This window comes from Streptacidiphilus sp. MAP5-3 (assembly GCF_041262505.1).
In the GTDB taxonomy this organism is placed as follows: Bacteria; Actinomycetota; Actinomycetes; order Streptomycetales; family Streptomycetaceae; genus Streptacidiphilus.
The window spans coordinates 153,083-171,483 of sequence record NZ_JBGCCL010000015.1 but is presented as its reverse complement, the minus strand read 5'-3'; the positions used below and the strand labels follow the sequence as shown (position 1 = coordinate 171,483).

Here is an 18,401-nt window from a genome sequence, read left to right as displayed (position 1 = left end):
GGACACGGCACCCCTGCCTGGCCGGACGAAAGCGACAAGGGGATTCTGCCCAACTCCACCAACCAGAACGACACTTAGCCGCGACAATCTACTAGGTTCACCATGAGAGCGGGTACAGGCTTCATGGCACCGCCCTCCTACGGTGCCCTAGCGTGGTGCCATGACGATTCCGGCGGGGGTGAGACGCTCGGCCCTTCGGGCACGGCGGGACACCGGCTTTCTGGCCGCCGGTGTGCCGCCGCACCTGGCGTTGGTGCCCGTGTGGGCCTGGGCGGCGACGACTACCGCCGAGACTGGGAACTGGCTCCTGACGGTGTCCGTGTCGGCCGCACTGATCCTGCTCGGCACCCCGGTACTGACGGCCGTTCAGCGGGCCCGCTATCGGGCGCTCATCGGTGTGGACGTCCCCCGGCTCACCCCCATCGCGCCGGAACAACGGACGTGGGCCTCGACCGCCCGGTGGCTCGCCGCGACGCGGCCTTGGCGCAAGATCGGCTACCACCTCCTGCTGGGCCCGCTGCTCGCGCTGCTGGAGCTGTTGGTCCTCGTGCTCGCGGCGGCGGGCCTGGCGGGCGTCAGCGTCTACGCCTGGACATGGGCGCTGCCAACCGGAATCCGCCAGGACTGGTTCGGCTACCTGACCGAGCTGCCGGTTTACACGGCGGCTGGACTCCTCCTCCTGTGCGCCCTGCCCTGGACCGCGCGGGCAGTAGCCCGGGCCGAGGCGCGGCTGGCGTTGGGCCTGCTCGGGCCCAGCCGGGCGCAGCGGCTCCAGGAGCGGGTCGATCAGCTGGCCGTGAGCCGGACCGACTTGATCGAGGCCGTCGACGCGGAGCGCCGCCGGATCGAGCGCGACCTGCACGACGGCACCCAGCAGCGGTTGGTGTCTCTCGCGGTCAACCTGGGTCTGGCCATCGCCACCCGCCCGGACCTGCCGAGTGACGCCCGCGAGGTGATCGCGAGAGCGCACCTGGAGGCGAAGGAGGCGATCGCCGAACTCAATGACCTGGTGCGGGGGCTGCACCCGGCCGTGCTCGAAGACCGAGGTCTGGACGCGGCGTTGTCCGGGCTGGCTGCCCGCACGCCCCTGCCGGTGCGGCTGCGGGTCGATCTGGAGGAGCGGGTGGCGCCCAAGGTGGAGTCAGTCGCGTACTTCGTGATCTCCGAGGCGCTGACCAATGCAACGAAGCACGCCAACGCGATGCGTGCAGAGGTGATAGTCCGTCAGGTCGGCGAGGTGCTGCGAGTCCGCGTAACCGACGACGGGCTGGGCGGTGCCGACGCCGCCGCCGGCACGGGGCTGACCGGGCTGGCCAAGCGGGTCGGCTCCCTCGACGGGGCCTTCCACGTCAGCAGCCCCGTTGGCGGGCCCACCACCATCACCGCGGAGCTGCCGTGCGCGCGGTGATCGCCGAGGACTCGGTGTTGTTGCGGGTCGGCCTGATCAAGGTGCTGGAGATGGGCGGGTTCCAGGTCGCCGCGGAAGCCGGCGACGCGGAGGGGCTGTTGGCGGCAGTGGAGGAGCACCGGCCCGAACTCGCCTTGATCGACGTCCGGATGCCGCCCGGCTTCACCGACGAGGGGGTGCGGGCGGCGATGGAGATCCGTCGGCGCTGGCCCGGGACGCCGGTGGTGCTGCTTTCGCAGTACGTGGAGGAGCGGTACGCGGCTGACCTGCTGTCTGCGAACACCAGCGGTGTGGGCTACCTGCTCAAGCAGCGGATTGCCGATGTCGCCGACTTCGTGGCGGCGGTCCGGCGAGTGGCGGACGGGGGCACGGCCCTGGACCCGCAGGTCGTCGCCCAGTTGCTGCTGCGGCGCGACAGCGACCCGCTCGCGCGGCTGACCCCCCGCGAACGGGAGGTGCTCGGCCTGATGGCCGAGGGGCGCTCCAATGCCGGCATCGCGCAGGCGCTGGTGGTCAGCGAGAGCGCCGTGGCGAAGCACATCAACAACATCTTCGCCAAGCTTGACCTGCCCGTGGTCGACGCGGACCACCGCCGCGTCCTGGCCGTGCTGCGGTTCCTCGGAGCGTCCCGGGCCTGACCTTCCCATCAGCCGGATACTGATCACCAGTGCCCACCGGTGTCGGCGGCCGCCGATCCAGTGCGCGGATGACGACGACCGAAGGGCCACCTGCTCCACCTGGCGACCGCCTACCGCGTTCGCCGACGCGATCAGCTGACCCCCTTGCCCGGAGCCGCCTAGCCCTCGTAGGCAGGGCCAACGCCGGCTGACCTGCCACGGCGACAGACGGCATCACCACAGGTGCAGGAAGCTCCGGACGTCGTCATACCCGTCCACGGCCCGACCGTCCACGTCCGTCGGGTCCGCCTCGGCCCGCGCCGCCAGTGACTGCGCCAGCGTCAGGGCCTCATCACTGAGACGCCCGAAGCGTCGAGCGACGTGCCCCAAGCACAGGCCAGCCAGCCCGAGCAACGGACTCCCCGGCACAGCCCGTTTCCCGACCTGCACGCACCAGTGCTCGACGAACTCCGCGTCGCCGTCGTTCAGCGCGGTCCCGACGAGGACTCCCGCCGCCTCGCCCTCCACCGATCGGTCACGCAGAGCCCGCTCCAACGCCTCGACCACCACTTCGCGGGGCAGTGCAGGAAGGTTCTCGAAGCTCAGATGAGAATGCACCCCGCGAGACTACGTGGACCGCGTCCAACAGCCACCTGCCGCCGCCCTGTCCGACGGAACAGGGCGCACGTTGCCTGAGCTTGTTCTTTATCTTCGCTGGTCTGTGGCTGGGCGCCGTTCCCGGCCGCCCACCATCAGGGCCGCCCACCGTCAAGGGCGCTCGCCGCCGAGGCGCGCCGGCCGATCCGCAGGGGCGGCGGACACTGCCACCACCCTCCCATCCGTGGTCCTCCCCACTCTGGCGGCCCGAGCCCATCCAGGCGGATACTTAGTTCACGTGCGCTAACTACTTCGGGTCGGTGGGAGGCGGTGGCTGATGGGGACGGCGAGCGCGCCGGGACCGGCGCGGCAGCCCAGGGACCGGCAGCCGCCGTGGTCCGCGGCGGACCACCCCCGGTACAAGTGGATCGCCCTGTCCAACACCACCCTGGGCACGCTGCTCGCAACGATCAACGCCTCGATCGTGCTGATCTCCCTCCCCGCCATCTTCAACGGGATCCATCTCAACCCCCTCGGACCCGGCAACGTCAGCTACCTGCTGTGGATGCTGATGGGCTACATGCTGATCACCGCCGTGCTGGTGGTGACGCTCGGCCGGCTCGGCGACATGTGGGGCCGGGTGAGGATCTACAACTCCGGGTTCCTGATCTTCACCGTGGTTTCGGTGATCCTCTCGCTTGACCCGCTGCACGGCGCGGGCGGGGCCCTGTGGCTGATCGGCTGGCGGGTACTGCAGGCCATCGGTGGGGCCATGCTCATGGCCAACTCCGCCGCGATCATCACCGACGCGTTCCCTTCCAGTCAGCGCGGCATGGCGCTGGGCGTCAACATGGTGGCCGGTATCGCCGGCTCGTTCATCGGACTGGTGCTGGGCGGCCTGCTGGCGCAGTGGGACTGGCGCAGCATCTTCTGGGTCAACGTGCCGATCGGGCTGCTGGGCACGGTGTGGGCGTACCGCTCCCTGCATGAGACCGGCATCCGCAGGCCCGCGCGTATCGACTGGTGGGGCAACATCACCTTCGGCGTCGGCCTGACCGTGCTGCTGGCGGGCATCACCTACGGCATCCAGCCCTACGGCGGGAGCACCATGGGCTGGACCAACCCGCTGGTCCTGGGCGGACTGATCGGCGGCGCCGCTCTGCTGGTCCTCTTCTGCCTGGTCGAGACCAGGGTCGTCGAGCCGATGTTCCCGCTGCGGCTCTTCCGTGACCGCGCCTTCGCCGGAGGCAACGCCGCCGCGCTGCTCGGCTCCGTCGCCCGCGGCGGCATGCAGTTCATGCTGATCATCTGGCTGCAGGGGATCTGGCTGCCGCTGCACGGCTACAACTACGCGGACACTCCGCTGTGGGCGGGCATCTACCTGATCCCGCTCACCATCGGCTTCCTGGCCTCGGGTCCGGTGGCCGGGCACCTGTCCGACCGGTTCGGGGCCCGACTGTTCGCCGCCTCCGGGTTCGTGGTCATGGCCGTGTCCTTCGCCGGATTGCTGCTGCTGCCCACGGACTTCAGCTACTGGGTCTTCGCGCTCCTGGTCTTCCTGAACGGGGTCGGTGGCGGGCTGTTCGCCGCCCCGAACACCTCCATCATCATGTCCAGCGTCCCGGCCGAGTCCCGGGGCGCGGCCTCCGGCATGCGCGCCACCTTCCAGAACGCCGGCATGGTGCTCTCGATCGGCGTGTTCTTCTCGCTCATGATCGCCGGCCTGGCCGGCTCACTCCCGCACACGCTCAGCTCCGGCCTCACCGCCCAGGGCGTGCCTGCCGCCGACGCCGCCCGGGTCGCCGCCCTGCCGCCGGTCGGCACCCTCTTCGCCGCGTTCCTCGGCTACAACCCGATCCAGCAACTGCTCGGACCGCACGTGCTCGGACAGCTCCCGGCGGCCAACCAGAGCCTGCTGACCGGACGCGCGTTCTTCCCGCACCTGATCTCCGGCCCGTTCCACAACGGCCTGGTCGTGGTGTTCACCCTCGCCATCGCCATGTCCCTGGTGGCAGCGGCCACTTCAATGATCCGGGGCCGGACCGCCCCGTCCCGAACCCCGGAAACCGGCACAGGAGGTCACACCGTCATGGTCCAGCCCGCGACCGGCCAGGACACCGAAACCACCCGGCTGCGCCTGGCCATCGCCCGGCTCTACCGGCAGATGGCCCAGGCGTCCCACAGCCAGGACCTCAACCTCTCCCAACTCTCGGCCCTGGCCCGGATCGAGGAACACGGCCCGCTGCGGCTGGGCGAACTGGCCAGCCGGGAGGGCGTCGCCGCCCCGTCGATGACCCGCACCCTGACCGCGCTCAGCTACGGCGGCCTGATCGAGCGCCGACCCGACCCCGACGACCGCCGCTCGTTCCTGGTCACAGCAACCCCGCAGGGCCTGGCCCTGCTGGCCAGGCTGCGTCAGGAGCGCTCGGAACTGCTCGCCGACCGCATCGGGCGGCTCACGGCCGAGCAGCGCGAAGCCCTGCGGTCGGCCCTGGACGTCCTGGAACTGCTCCTGGACCAGCCGACCCAGAACGCTGCCGCCCCCGACGACCGGACCCCGATCGGCTAACGGATCAGCTAACGGTGGGCGGCGAGATCGTCCACCCACTGCGCCACCGAAACAACGTCGGCCTGCCGCGGGAACACCTTCTCGGTCAGCACCCGGTGCACCTCCGCGTCCCCGTCGGCGCAGGCGTCCGCCAGGACCGTCAGCTGGAAGTCGCGGTCGGCGGCCTCCCGCAGGGTGGAGAGCACCACCCCGCTGGTGGCGATCCCGGTCAGCACCAAGTGGGACACGCCCAGCGACCGCAGCACCACGTCCAGGTCACTGCCGACGAAGGCACTCACCCTCTTCTTCAGCACGACCGGCTCGCCGGGAAGCGGCGCGACCGCCGGATGGATGCGAGTGCCGGGACTGTCCACACCAAAAGCGTCGCCGGCGGTCTCGGCGAGCAGGCTGAAGGTGCGGTTGTTCGCGCTCACCTCGGGAAAGCCGGGCCGGAACGCCACCCGGACGAAGACGACCGGGATCCTCGCCCCGCGGGCGGCGGCGACAGCCCGCGCCAGACGGTCCAGCAGGACCTCGTCCCCGAACCGCTCCACCGTGCCCTGCTGCACGTCCATCACCAGAAGGGCAACGCCCATGGCTGTCCTCATTCCTGAGTATTCCTCAATCCTCTGTCTGATTCCTCCGCGCCGGCCCAGGTCCGACCGCGCCGCGCGGCAACGCTACGGCGGTGCCCGGACGGCCCGTCAGAGCCGTCGGCGCAACGCCGCGTTCAGCTCCGGGTGGCGAGGCGGCCCCTGCCTGATATGTCTGTTCCGCTGGGGTCGCGGGCGGGTTCACTGAGGTATTCGGCCGCCACGGCGCGGTTGTACCGGTCGAACATGGTGCCGAGGGTGTCCAGGTCCTCCTGGCTCCAGCCGGCGAGCAGAGCCGCCAGGCTCTCGGTGCGCCGCTCCCGGACCACCTCCATCCTGCGCAAGCCGTCGTCAGTGGGGGTGATGATGCTGCGCCGGCGGTCGGCAGGCGCGGGCGCGCGTTGGACCAGTCCGCCGCGCTGGAGGACGGAGACCTGGCGTCCCGCCGTCGAGGGGTCCAGGCCCAAACAGACCGCCAGGCTGTTGATGTCCATCGGGCCGTGCTGGTCCAGGGTGCGCAGGAGCAGGTACTCGGCCCGGTCGAGGTCGTCGTGGATGTCCGTGCGCCGGTGCAGCAGCTCGAAGTTGCGCGCCAGCACCGCCGTCTGCCGCTCGATGACTCCAAGGGCCGCGGACGTTTCGACCATGCCTGTCCTCACCTCTCCCCGGTATACCGGTACGATACATGTTATTGTCGGCATCATACCGGCTTTTCTGGGGGCCTCGCCCACGGCGGGCAGCCCCACCGGTGAAAGACGCGGGGGTGGAAATGGCCAACGGCTGGATATCCGAGACCTGGGACCGGGTGGTGGCCTCCGACCCGGGCCTGCACCGGTTGCGCATGGCCCTGTCGGCGGCCGTGGCGATGACCACCACTCTCGCCGTGGAGTACGGGTACGCGCGGTGGACCGACGCCGGCTACCAGAGCACCGTCATCGCCATGCTGCTGGGCACGGTCATGGCGATGATGGGCTCGATGGCCCTCACCGGCACCCGGACCTGGCCCAAGATCCGCACCGCCGCGTTCTTCCCGGTCGCCATCGGCGCCGGGATGCTCCCCGGTGCCGCCGTCGCCGGGCACACCGATGCCATGCTGGTGGTGTTCGTGGCGGTCATGTTCCTGGCGGTGCTGATCCGCCGCTTCGGCGTGGCGTACTTCTTCTACGGCTTCATGGTCTGGATGGGCTACTTCTTCGCGGCCTTCCTCGGTGCCCGTCTGACCCAACTGCCCACCCTGCTGAGCGACGTCGTGGTGGCCAGCGCCTGGGTGCTGCTGCTGTCGGTCACCGCGCTACGGACCCATCCGCGCCGCAACCTCGCCCGCCTCCAGCGCGCGTTCGGCGCCCGCGCCGGCGCCGTGGCCCGAGCGAGCGCGGACCTGCTCCTGTCCGATCCGGATGACCGGCGCGGCCGGGCCCGGCTGCACCGTAGGCTCCACTCGCGCCAGATGCGCCTGGCCGAGACCGCGTTGGTCATCGAGGGCTGGTCCGGCGACACGAGCGGGCTGCCACCGGGGTGGTCCGCACCAGCTCTGCGCCGACGCGTGCTCGACGCCCACCTGGCCATGGAGGAGGTCGCCACCGCCGCCGAGTCTCTGGCCCGCACCGGTGGACGCCTGGCCGGTGAGGCGGCCCACATCGCCGCGCACCTGGCCCGGCGCGAGGACCGCGACGCCGCCCAGCGCGCCCGCGCCCTGCTGGTCCTCGACCGGGTCGGCGACGAGCGGAACGGCCACGAGCGCAACGGCCACGCCGCCGAGACCGGCGGCCCCCGGCGCCGTGGCCCTTCCGGGGAGGGCGACTGCCTGGCCGGACACCTGGCCGCCGCCGCCCTGCGCTACACCGCGATCGCAGACCGGGCCGCTACGCCGCCCGAGATGGACGAGTCCGAGGAGTTCACCCCGGCGGTCACCCTCGCCCTGGGCGCCCTGCCAGGATCCGGCGCCGTTGCCGCCGACGTCCGCGCGCGAGGCAGCTGGAACCCGTTCCACCGCACCTCCCTGACCACCCGCCAGGCGATCCAGGTCGCCGTCGCCGCGACCCTGGCCATCATCGCCGGACGCGAAATCTCCCAGGCCCGCTACTACTGGGCCGTGCTCGCCGCCTTCATCGCCTTCGCCGGCACGGCCACCCGCTCCGAGACCTTCATCAAGGCCGGGAACCGGGTCCTGGGCACACTGCTGGGCCTGGGCTTCGGAGTGGCCCTGGCCCATCTGACCGCCGGACACACGCTGTGGGTCCTGGCCACCGTGGTGGCCAGCATGAGCTGCGGGTTCTACCTGGTGAACATCACCTACGCGGGCATGATCTTCTTCGTGACGATCATGGTCTCCCAGCTCTACAGCCAGCTGCACGAGTTCTCCGCGCATCTGCTCGTGCTCCGACTGGAGGAGACCGCGCTCGGGGCCGCGATCGGGATCGCGGTGGCCGTGCTGGTCCTGCCCACCAGCACCCGCGACACCGTTCAGGCCGCCCGCAGCCGCTACTTCACCGCCCTGGCGGAACTGCTCCGCGCCACCGCTGCGCACCTCGGCAGGTGGGAGGCGGTCCCCGAGACCGCCCCGGCCGCAAACCTGGACGCGCTCGCCCGCGCCGCCGACCTGCGCCTGCAGCAACTCGCCCTGGTCGCCCGCCCGCTCACCCGCACCCTCGGCCGGCCGGTGATATGGAACAACAACCCGGCCCAGGTACGTCACCGGATGACCGCGTACGCGGCCCTCACCCGACAGACCCGCGCCCTCGCCGCCAGCGCCCGTCCGACACCACAGACAGCCTCCGGCCCCGGCAACGCCCGAGCTGACCTCGCCCAGGCGGCCGCCGCCCTGGCCGAGGCGGCCGAGTTCCTTGCCGTCTCACTCCCCCGCCCCGGGCGCCCCGCTCCCGAGGTGGCCGGGCCGCTGGCCACCGCCGAGACACTGCTGCTGTCCCGCCCGCCCGCCGATCCCGCGGAACCGGAACCCACAGCAGAACAACCGCTGGCCCGACTGCGCCGACTCCTGTACGAACTCGCCATCCTCCCCCCGGTCGTCGCCATCCGCCCGGCGGCACAGGAAGGCCGTTCGGGGGCCTGGCCCGGGTCGAGCGCCACCACACCTCCCGCTCAGCGCGCTGCGGACCTCACCACCTCCGGTCCGGTCAACTCCGCCTGCCGACCGGGCGCGAACAGCACTCCGGAGTAGGCAGGTGGGGCAGTTCGTGGACGCTGCACTTGGGCAGGCCGGCTTTGCGGGCGAGGTAGTGGAAGCGGTGAGTGCCGGTTCGCCGGTTGTCTCCGGACCTGTCCTCATGAACTCTCGGACCGGTTCCTGACCGGTTCCTGACCGGTGCGAATTCGGGCAGATCGCCGACTTTGACATGCGCCGAAAGACCGACCCGGCTGGTTCGTGCACGAGTACCGACACGTCGCCTGAACTGCACAGACGGGTCGGCAGGACCAGTGTCCGAAAGTGAGCTCCGGTCGGTCTGGCGGCCTTGCGCAGCCCGCAGGACGCCCGCAAGCCTGGGTGAACCGGCTGACGGTTCCTGCCAGCCTCCGACCAGCCGCCGACCAGCGGCCACCGCCCGGCACCAGGCGACGTTGTGGCCGTTCACCGAGATATGACGCAGCGTCAATCCCTCACCGCCGCATGTCGGCTTCGTGAGCGTCACCGACCACCCTTGCGGCTGTCCGACGCGTAGCTCAGCGCCGCCCGGTAGCCGGCGCCCCCTCTTCACCGCCTGCAGGAAGGTCCCGCTCGTGCCGTCTTCCTCGACCGCCCCGCTGCTGAAGTACCGCACGTCCACCAGTCCGGCGCCGCTGCAGGCGGAGGCCGACGTCCCCACCCAGGCCACCGTCAACCTGGCCGTCCTGCCCGGGAGCCAGGCCGTTCACTGCTCCCGCATCGAGATCGCCGTCCCCGCCGACGACACCCGCGACCGGGCGTACTTCGCCAAAGCGCCGGTGCCTGCCAGCAGCAGCACTGACTGGACCTTCTCGGTCCGGAAGGACACCGGGCAGAAGTTGAACCTCCCCGGGGCTCCCACGGGCTCGTACTACCTCATCACCTTCGCGCTGCAGAACCCGCAGAGAGACCTGATCAACTACCCGCTGAACCTCGGTCTGAACGGCAGTCTCCTCTCCTCCGGCGGCCCACTCACCTACCGCATCCTGGAGCGCTCGAAGACCTCCGCGAGTGCCGGCTACACGCAGAAGTACAGCAGGCGGACCATGACGGTCGTCCAACCCGCCTTCTACTTGCACAGCTTCCTGGCCCGCGGCAGTCAGGCCGCGACGAGCGCGCCGCTCACGAGCTTCACCGCCGGCAGCCCCATCCACCTCAGCTGGGAGAGCAACGGCACCCACTTCCAGCTGTACGACGGCACATCCACCAGCCCCGTCCACCAGGGTTCCGCCACCTCCTTCAGCCTCCCGAACGGCATTGCCAGCGACACCACGTTCATCGTCGCGGCAACCGTGCTCTCCGGGACCCAGGGAGCCGCCAACGGCTTCACCCCGGTCCACCAGTACGCGACCCTCGCGCTCACCGTCCCCAACCCCACCCTGGACTCACTGACCGTCCGCCAGGGCATCGCCGCCCAGTCCACGCTGATCGTGAGCGGACAGCTGTACGCCAACGACAACCTCGTCGTCAGTGAGGGCGGGAGCAGGAAGTTCACCACGGTCGGCGCCAACGGGCTCCACGTCCTGGGGGACCTCTCCGCCGACTCCCAGCTCAGTGTCGCGGGAACCCTCGTGGCGAACGGCTTCCTCGTCGCCAACAACAACGTCATCGTCAGTGAGGGCGGACGCACGAAGTTCTCCTCGGTCAACGTCACCGGCCTCCGCGTCGTGGGATCGCTCGCCGTCGAGTCGGGGCTCAGCGTCGACGGAGACCTGGTGGCACGCGGCGTACTCCACGCCGACAAGGACATCAACGTCGGCGACGGCGGCACCACGAAGTTCACCACGGTCGGGGTCAACGGCCTCCGCGTGACGGGAGAGCTCGCCGCCAAGTCCGGGCTCAGCGTCGACGGAGAGCTCGTGGCGCACGGCGTACTCCACGCCAACAAGGACATCAACGTCGGCGACGGCGGCACCACGAAGTTCACCACGGTCGGCGCCAACGGCCTCCGCGTGACCAAGGACCTCACCGCCGAGGGCATCGTCTACGCCAGGAAGGGCGTCAAGAAGTAGCCTCTCAGCCTGTCGGGACGACAGGACGTGAACCTGCGCCCCCTTGCTCCCCGGTCAGCCACGCGTCCGCCCGGCTGTCGTCCCGTCGCCCTTGACGCGCACGGCGGATAATGTGCCGAGGCCGGCAAACCGGCTGCGCCTGTGGCGCCGACCGACTGAGAGGCAGAGAACGGATGACCCTGGAGGAAGGCCGACGCGTCAGGTTGACGGAGGACCTCGGAATCGGTGAAGCAGTCGCCGGTGAGCCCGGAGCCGTCGTCGGATTCCTCTCGCTGGGAGCCGGGACCGAGGGCACCGTCGAGCGGGTGGACGGGGAACTCCCGGAGAGCGAGGAAGTCCTCGAGTACCAGCGACTCAAAGCGCTGTTCGATGCCTACGGGCACACCATGCCGCTCGCGAGTCTGGAGCGGTTGGAGACGGAGATCGCCGCACTGGAGCCGGAGTGGGCCGCGTACCGGGAACGCGGAAGCCGGGTGACGGTCCGGGTCCGTTGGGACAACGGCTTCGTCCTCGACGGGGCGCACCAGGACATCCTCACGCCGCTGTGAGCGGGGCAGTCCCGCACCGGACCGGCCTCGCACAGTGCACTCGGCGGCTTCCCGCGCACACCGCGTGCTCAGCCCATCGGCGCCGCTCCGGTGTTCACCACGGGAGACCCCACGGACGCTCGTGCCGCTCGCGACCTGCGCAGGTCCCGCGTCACAGCGATCCGCTTCAGCCAGCGGTCCCTACCGTCGTAGCGGGCCAGAAATGGTCGACGGCCGTGCACGGCCCGGTAGTTGTCCACGATCAGGAGCTCGCCGGGGGCGAGGGCGACGTCGCTGCTGCAGCGCCGCAGTTCGTCCGTGAGTGCCTGCAACGCCGCCTGTGCCTCCTGGTCGTCCGGGTCGGTCCCGAGGAAGTACTCGTCGAAGGCCAGATAGGGTGCGGACGAGCTGCCGAAGAGTACTCCGGTGTGAAGTGGCGCGGGCGGTTGCTCGCCTCTCTCGGCGGCGCGGCGAAGATGCTCCTCGTCGGGGGTCAGCATGTACCGGGGTTGGGCGAGTACCCGGCGTTGCGCGGGGGTCAGCGCCAACTGGTCGACGGAGGCGTATTCGGTGGGTACCCGGTCGTCGTTGCGCAGGCAGAGCAGGCCGAGATAGTCGCAGCGCAGCGGGGAGAAGGCGTCCTCGGTGTGGAGATCGAGCACGCTGTCACTGCTGCCGGCGTTCTTCTCCTTCTCCTCCCCGCGGACCGGGCACAGGTCCTGTACGAGTTTGCCGTCCTGCACGGTGCTCCACGAGAACACCTCGCCCAGGCCCGAGGCGATCACCATGAGATAGAGCTCGTGGGCCAACGTGGTGTGCTCGACGCCTGCGGTCGTGCGCCAGTGGACGGGTGTCGGGCCCAGCGCCACGTCGTCGACGTTCCAGCCGCTGACGACGAATCCGCCGGCGGGCTCCTCGCGTCGAAACTCGTCCAGGAATCGGAGCAGCCGTTCCGGCAGCAGCCGGACGGCCGCAGGCACGGCCCGGAGCAGCTCGGTGGGCGCGTCCGCAGCCTGCGGATGAGCCGCTTCGGCCAGGTCGGCGACGGCCGCCCGCACCTGGTCCGCCTCCTGGTCGGTCAGTCGGAAGCGCAACGGACCGCTGGAGGGTACTGGCAGGGAAGGGACTGGCAGGGAGGGGACTGCCTGGCCTGTTGCTCTGCTGGTGATCACTGGCTCTCCATTCCTGAGGAGGTGATGTCCTGAGGCCGGCTCAGCAGGTCTGTGGACGTCCTTCAGACCCGGGTTGCCAGGTAGTCGCCGATCGCGACAGCGTCGATGCGGGTTCCCAGGAAGGTCGCCAGCGCGTCCGCCGGCGAGCAGACGATGGGCTCGCTGTCGTTGAAGGAGGTATTGAGCACCATCGGAACGCCGGTGCGTGCGTGGAACTCGGAGATGAGCCGGTGGTAGCGCGGGTTCGCCTCGGCGGACACGGTCTGGATCCGGGAGGTACCGTCCACGTGCACCACCGCGGGTATCCGTGCCGCCAGTTCCGGGCGCACCGGGCAGGTGAAGAGCATGAACTGGAAGCTTGCCGAGTCCCGTCCCAGGTCGAACCAGTCCCGGGCCCGTTCGGCCAGTACGCTCGGGGCGAAGGGCCGGAAGGGCTCGCGGTGCTTGACCTTCTCGTTCAACATGTCGCGCATGCCGGGATCGCGCGGATCAGCCAACAGCGAGCGGTTGCCGAGGGCCCGTGGACCGAGCTCCATCCGGCCCTGGAACCAGCCGACCACCTCGCCTGCCGCGATCCGTCCGGCGACTTCTCCCGCGATGTCCGGGCACCGTCGCGGGGCGGCGCCTGCCTGGGCGAATGCCGCGAGGATCTGCGCGTCGCTGTACTCCGGGCCCGTGTACTCGCATCCGTCGGTGGACGGCTGCGGCAGGACACCGCTGGTCGCGTGCCAGACGGTGAGCGCGGCGCCGACGGCTGTTCCGGCGTCGTGCGGAGCGGAGGGGATGAAGACACGCGCGAACGGGCCCTCTTCCTTGAGCAGCCAGTTCGTGGTGCAGTTCAGTGCGACACCGCCGGAGAAACAGAGGGTGTCCGTCGGGTGGAGTCGGTACGCCTGTTCTGCGAGCCCGAGAACCGTCTTGTTGTTCCAACTTTGCAGCGTGGCCGCCAGATTGATGTGCCGCTGCTCGATCGGCTCGTCGGCACGGCGCTGCGGCCCGAAGCGCTGCTCCAGCGCGTCGAAGCCGGGGAGTCGGAACTCGAAGGCGTCGTCGAGCACGTGTGGTTCGGGTCCCTCGCCGACGATCTCCGCCAGGGCGGCGCTGAAGGGACGAGGGTCGCCGTAGGAGGCCAGGCCCATGACTTTGGAGGCGTCGTAGGCGCTGAAGCCGAGGTAGGCGCTGAGCTTCTCCCAGACGAAGCCGACTGAATTGGGGTAGCGCAGGTCCGCCAGGGACTCGACGAGAGCCCCTTTGCCGGCTCCCAGCAGTGCTGTCGCCGACTCCCCGATCCCGTCGACGACCAGGACTGCGGCCTGGTCGTCCCCGCAGGGGAAGTATGCGGACGCGCCGTGGGCCACGTGATGCGGTATCCAGCGCACAGCCTCCGTGCAGTCGAAGCCGAGCAGGTCGGAAAGCCGATCGGGTATGCGTGCCAGTCCTGCCTGGAAGAGCGCCTCCCCGTCGGCGCTGCCCCAGTCGCCGGGGACGCTGAGCGGGTCCGTCCGAAAGGTGTCGCGACGTACCTCGGGATCGAAGGCGACGGCGACGAGGTCGATGTCCTCGCTCTCGAGCCCTGCCTGCTCCAGGCAGAACGCGATCGCCTCGACCGGCAGTGTGTCCGCGTTCGATACCAGCGCCGGCTTGCCGTGCTTGAGGCGATTGAAGCGTTCTTCTTCCGCGGCGGCGACCACCCGTCCGTCCATGACGAGGGCGGCGGACGACTCGTGGTAGACGCAGTTGATTCCCAGAACGCGCAACGGAGGGCCCTTCCGGAACGGGTTCCCGAATGGGCGTCACGACTCGGTTCCGCGCCCGTTCGAGGAGATCCTTTGATGACTCGGGAAGGCCATGTTCTGCGTAACTTCCGTGCTGTGGCAACACCTTGGCGACGGATCTTTCCCCGCGTCACGTCATCCAGCGCAGCCGATCCGACCTGCACGCTGTTGCCGACGGCACGTCACCATGGCCCCCTGGGCCGGCAACGCAGATGCCTTCCAGTTCGGACCGCCGGCCCGCATCCCGCTCAGGGAGCTGTCCAGCCCACTTGATCAGCCACTCCGCCGGCGTCATGATGGTCCTCCCATGAATCTTCATCTTCGCCATCTGCGCTGGCGCAGCGACGAGGACTTCCAGGCCTGGATGTCCGGCCCGATGCAGGCCGCCCCGAAGTCGGCCTGACCCCAAGGCGCGAACCCTCCCATGCCCCACGCGACCGCCCTCGACGGAACCCGTATCGCCTACCAGGTCCATGGGAAGGGCGAGGGCCCGGCCCTGGTCCTGCTCTCCGGCCAGGCGAACAACCACCACTGGTGGGACTCCGTCCGCGCCGACTTCCACGCCACCCGCCGTACGATCACGCTCGACTACCGTGGCACCGGCGACAGCGACAAGCCTGACGAGCCCTACACCACCCCCGGCTTCGCCGAGGACGTCGTCGCCGTCCTCGGCGCGCTCGGCATCGAGCGCGCCGACGTCTACGGCACCTCGATGGGCGGCCGGGTGGCCCAGTGGCTGGGCGCACGCCATCCGGAGCGGGTCCGCAGGCTGGTCCTCGGCTGCACCACCCCCGGCGGAGCCCACGGCATCGAACGCGACCGGACGATCTCGGCGGCGCTCGCGTCCACCGATCCGGCGACGGCCAAGGCCACGCTGCTCGACCTGATGTACACGCCCGCCTGGCTGGCGGACCACCCCCACGGCCCCTGGTACGTGCTGGGCGACCGCGACATGCCCGCCTACGCCCGACGCCGCCACCTGCTGGCCAGCCGCCGCCACGACGCCTGGGACGTGCTGCCCGACATCACCGCGCCGACGCTGGTCGTCCACGGCACCGCCGACCGGTTCAACCCCGCCGAGAACGCGCCCCTCCTCGCCGCCCGGGTCCCGGACGCCCGGCTGCACCTGATCCCGGACGCGCGGCACGCCTACTTCGAGGAGTTCCGCGAGGTCGCCTCACCGCTGGTGCTGGACTTCCTCGACGCGCCGTGACCTGCCAGACCCGGCCCGCCGCCCGGCCTGTCACCCGGCCCGCGCGTCACCCCGGCGGGACGATCTGTCCGGTGTTGTACTGGTTCCCATGGCCACCCCACAGAGCCGACACCCCCGGCGGAGCAGACGGCGCAGCCGGGCCGCCCGGGCGGAGACGGCCCGGCGGACTGCGACCCTGCGCACCCGGATCCGGCTGCTGATCGAGCTGACCGCCCGGGCCGGCGCCTACCGCCGGGGCCTGGTCGTCGCCGCGTCCAACCTCAGTCCGGAGGAAGCCGAGATCCTGGCCGACCTCGAGTCCCACGGTCTCCAGGTGCCGCAGCTCCACGACGTGCTCTGCGGCGGACACGTCCTGGTGGACGACCCCGCCCTCTACGAGGCGTGGCAGTTCCCCTGGGCCAGCCATCCGCGCATCTCCAGCCACCACAAGGACATCGACAAGAAGCTCTACCCGGACATCGGCATGCGCGGCCGAGTGGTCCGCGAGAAGCTGCACGGCCGCACCGCCACCGGCACCTGGATGCAGTTGGAGAAGACCCCGGCGGCCTTCGGCAAGAACAAGCTGCCGAGCGTGGACGACCTGCGGCACCTCATGGACTACGTGGTCTACCGGATCACTCGAAGCAACGTCGGCCCGTGGGGGCTCTCCCGGCTGACCGAGCGCCGTCCGCTCTACCTCACCCCGGCCCTGGCCCAGCCCACCGACCTCACCCCGCCCGTCGCCGAGGCCCTCACCGACGCGCTGCGACGGATCGAGGAGGAGGACGACGCCACCTCCGTCTCGCAGGACCTCACGCCGCGCTTCCCACCGCCCGAGCGCCCGGACCCCTCGGACGAGCTCGGCCTGGCGCTGACCGGCCGCGGCGGTCGCGGGCTCTTCGGCAACTCCGAGGTGTGGGTGAGCGAGGCGGCGCTGCCGACCACCGCGTCCGTCCTGTCCGCCGCCGCGACCGCCCGCCCGCAGCGCCTCACCGAATGGCTGACGGAAACGGAGGAGGAAGACTCCGCATGAGCGAACCGACCGCAAGCCCCGAACCCGATCCTGCACCACAGCCCGGCGACACCCAGGTCCCCGCCGGGCTGGTGTCGGCGGTGGTCCACCTGGTGGGCACCGGCGCGGTCGCGCTCGGCGCGTACACCATCGCCGAACTCACCGCCGTCGACGCGGTGGTGGACTTCCTCGCGGCCCGGCCCTCGGACGAGGTGCTGGCGGAGGCGGTCCGTTCGCTGGCCGCACGGCAGTTGCTGCTCGCCGGTGACGGACCGGGGAGGATCGAGGTGCGCGGCGACCTCGGCCTTGCCGTCACCTTCCAGCGCCGCGCCCGGCTCGTGCTGGACGCCCGCGTGGCCGGCACCGAGTCGGGCGAACCGTGGCGGATGCTGGTGCTGCCCCAGCCCGAGCGGATCTGCCTGATGGTGCGGATCGACGCGCTCGGCGTCCACGAACTCTCCCTGCACACACTGGAGGAGACACTGGGCATGGTCTCCGACTGGCTCCCGCGCGGCTCCTGGGCCGACGCGGACGGCCATACCGACCCGGACGCGGTACTGGCCGCGGCCGAGCGCTCCGCGCTGCTGACCGCCGTCCACTACAAGGCGGTGGGCTCCGCCGAGACCGCCGAGTCCAGCACCGACCTGGTCCTTGCCCGCCGCAACGGTCGGCTGCACGCCTTCATCCGCGACCCGCAGGACGCAACCCGCCTCGTCCCCAGCCCGCGCGCACGCGGCCGGGGCCTGCGCGAGATCGTCGCCGCGCTGCTGGACCAGACCGTGGCCAAATAGCCTTTGAGCACGGCGAGTTCAGGGCACGGTGAGTTCAGGGCGCGCTGAGTTCAGGAGGCAGTGGGTTCAGGACGCGCTGACGAGCTCCAGCGCCGCCAGCACCTCGGACCGGCTGGGCGCTCCGGCGGAGCGGCGGGCGACCCGGCCGTGCCGGTCGAGCACCAGCACCGTCGGGGTGCGCATCACGTCCGCCCGGCGGACCAGGTCCAGCCGCTCCTCGGCGTCGATCTCGACCAGCCGCACGCCCGGCCGGTCGGCCGCGACCTCGCCGAGCAGCCGCCTGGTCCCAGGGCAGTTGGCACAGAAGTCGGTGGAGAACTGCACCAACGTCGCCTGGCCGCCAAGCGGTTCGCCGAGGTCGGCGCCGGTCAGGCGCAGCGCCGCGCCCGGCTTGGCGCGCCGCATCCTCCCGTCACGCGCGGCCCGTACCAGGCCGAAGGCCGTCGCCGCAGCCAGGACGACGGCGAGGACGAGCAGTCCGGTGAGCTCACTCATGAGAGCCGGGCCCGGCTCCGGACGGCCAACAGGTAGACCTCGCAACCGAGGCAGTACCCGAAGACCGCGTTGAGGAAGGCCGCGGCGAGCGCCAGCGCCGTCGCGGCGACGCCCACCCACAGCGCGCCGGAGAGGTAGCCGACCGTGCCGACGAGCGCGAAGGCCAGGCCGACGGCCTGGGCGAACCGGGGCGGACGCTCGTCCTCCAGCTCGGTCGGCGGCCCGAGGCGCGGGCGCACCAGACGCCGGAAGAGGAAGCCGTACGGCGAGAAGCGCAGGCCGAGCACCGCGCCGAGCGCGAAGACCACGCCCTGCGCGGCGAGCAGCGCGCCGCTGCTGGTCACCAGGGCGAGGGCGAGGACCACGGTGGTCAGGGACGCGGCGAAACGCGGGCCGCGGGGATCGATACGGGACGTGCCGGAGCTGCCGAGAGGCATGCGGGGACTCCGAGAGGTTCGAGGGTGCCGGGGGTTCCTTGGGGAGGGGTAATCAGGAACGACGA

16 protein-coding genes are annotated in these 18,401 nt (G+C 70.8%); 9 read left to right on the top strand and 7 right to left on the bottom strand.

Going from position 1 to position 18,401, the window contains the following annotated elements; translation table 11 throughout:
- Positions 1-160 precede the first annotated feature (160 nt).
- The gene (locus ABH928_RS22735) at positions 161-1,408 is read left to right on the top strand and encodes a sensor histidine kinase (protein WP_370069347.1); all 1,248 of its coding nucleotides are present in this window, start codon (positions 161-163) and stop codon (positions 1,406-1,408) included.
- Positions 1,396-2,046 (top strand): response regulator, encoded by a 651-nt coding sequence (locus ABH928_RS22730; protein ID WP_370069345.1) that lies wholly within the window; start codon positions 1,396-1,398, stop codon positions 2,044-2,046. The genes ABH928_RS22735 and ABH928_RS22730 overlap by 13 nt, the downstream gene beginning before the upstream one ends.
- Positions 2,047-2,259: 213 nt before the next feature.
- On the opposite strand, the gene ABH928_RS22725 is transcribed toward ABH928_RS22730, so the two are convergent.
- Positions 2,260-2,643 carry a hypothetical protein gene (locus ABH928_RS22725; RefSeq protein ID WP_370069343.1) on the bottom strand — a complete coding sequence of 128 codons (384 nt, stop codon included), beginning with the start codon at positions 2,641-2,643 and terminating at the stop codon, positions 2,260-2,262.
- A 316-nt stretch (positions 2,644-2,959) separates the two neighbouring features.
- Here ABH928_RS22725 and ABH928_RS22720 point away from each other — a divergent pair, with 316 nt between their 5' ends.
- A complete protein-coding gene (locus ABH928_RS22720) occupies positions 2,960-5,191 on the top strand; it encodes an MFS transporter (RefSeq protein WP_370069341.1) in 2,232 nt (743 codons plus the stop codon).
- Positions 5,192-5,199: 8 nt separating this feature from the next.
- Here the strand turns inward: ABH928_RS22720 and ABH928_RS22715 are convergent, their stop codons facing one another.
- Entirely contained in the window at positions 5,200-5,766 is a 567-nt protein-coding gene (locus ABH928_RS22715) for a cysteine hydrolase family protein (RefSeq protein ID WP_370069339.1), read from the bottom strand.
- A 134-nt stretch (positions 5,767-5,900) separates the two neighbouring features.
- Entirely contained in the window at positions 5,901-6,410 is a 510-nt protein-coding gene (locus ABH928_RS22710) for a MarR family winged helix-turn-helix transcriptional regulator (protein WP_370069337.1), read from the bottom strand.
- 122 nt (positions 6,411-6,532) lie between these two features.
- Here ABH928_RS22710 and ABH928_RS22705 point away from each other — a divergent pair, with 122 nt between their 5' ends.
- From ABH928_RS22705 to ABH928_RS22695, 3 genes are all read left to right on the top strand, one after another.
- Positions 6,533-8,941 carry an FUSC family protein gene (locus tag ABH928_RS22705; RefSeq protein ID WP_370069359.1) on the top strand — a complete coding sequence of 803 codons (2,409 nt, stop codon included), beginning with the start codon at positions 6,533-6,535 and terminating at the stop codon, positions 8,939-8,941.
- Positions 8,942-9,498: 557 nt separating this feature from the next.
- A complete protein-coding gene (locus ABH928_RS22700) occupies positions 9,499-10,935 on the top strand; it encodes a hypothetical protein (protein ID WP_370069335.1) in 1,437 nt (478 codons plus the stop codon).
- A gap of 173 nt (positions 10,936-11,108) precedes the next feature.
- Complete coding sequence (locus ABH928_RS22695; RefSeq protein WP_370069333.1) at positions 11,109-11,483, top strand: hypothetical protein; 375 nt, start codon at positions 11,109-11,111, stop codon at positions 11,481-11,483.
- A gap of 68 nt (positions 11,484-11,551) precedes the next feature.
- On the opposite strand, the gene gntD is transcribed toward ABH928_RS22695, so the two are convergent.
- Positions 11,552-12,556 (bottom strand): guanitoxin biosynthesis L-enduracididine beta-hydroxylase GntD, encoded by a 1,005-nt coding sequence (gene gntD / locus ABH928_RS22690; RefSeq protein WP_370069331.1) that lies wholly within the window; start codon positions 12,554-12,556, stop codon positions 11,552-11,554.
- Positions 12,557-12,696: 140 nt separating this feature from the next.
- Entirely contained in the window at positions 12,697-14,391 is a 1,695-nt protein-coding gene (locus tag ABH928_RS22685) for a carbamoyltransferase (RefSeq protein ID WP_370069329.1), read from the bottom strand.
- Positions 14,392-14,833: 442 nt separating this feature from the next.
- Between ABH928_RS22685 and ABH928_RS22680 the strand changes: the two genes are divergently transcribed.
- From ABH928_RS22680 to ABH928_RS22670, 3 genes are all read left to right on the top strand, one after another.
- A complete protein-coding gene (locus tag ABH928_RS22680; protein WP_370069327.1) occupies positions 14,834-15,622 on the top strand; it encodes an alpha/beta fold hydrolase in 789 nt (262 codons plus the stop codon).
- A gap of 88 nt (positions 15,623-15,710) precedes the next feature.
- On the top strand, positions 15,711-16,634 hold the full coding sequence (locus tag ABH928_RS22675) for a hypothetical protein (RefSeq protein WP_370069325.1): 924 nt from the start codon (positions 15,711-15,713) through the stop codon (positions 16,632-16,634).
- Complete coding sequence (locus ABH928_RS22670; RefSeq protein WP_370069323.1) at positions 16,631-17,404, top strand: hypothetical protein; 774 nt, start codon at positions 16,631-16,633, stop codon at positions 17,402-17,404. The genes ABH928_RS22675 and ABH928_RS22670 overlap by 4 nt, the downstream gene beginning before the upstream one ends.
- Positions 17,405-17,470: 66 nt before the next feature.
- Here ABH928_RS22670 and ABH928_RS22665 read toward each other — a convergent pair whose 3' ends face one another.
- Both ABH928_RS22665 and ABH928_RS22660 read right to left on the bottom strand, forming a co-directional pair.
- Positions 17,471-17,899, bottom strand: a complete 429-nt coding sequence (locus tag ABH928_RS22665) for a TlpA family protein disulfide reductase (protein WP_370069321.1) — start codon at positions 17,897-17,899, stop codon at positions 17,471-17,473.
- On the bottom strand, positions 17,896-18,336 hold the full coding sequence (locus ABH928_RS22660; RefSeq protein WP_370069319.1) for a DUF4395 domain-containing protein: 441 nt from the start codon (positions 18,334-18,336) through the stop codon (positions 17,896-17,898). The genes ABH928_RS22665 and ABH928_RS22660 overlap by 4 nt, the downstream gene beginning before the upstream one ends.
- Positions 18,337-18,401 lie beyond the last annotated feature (65 nt).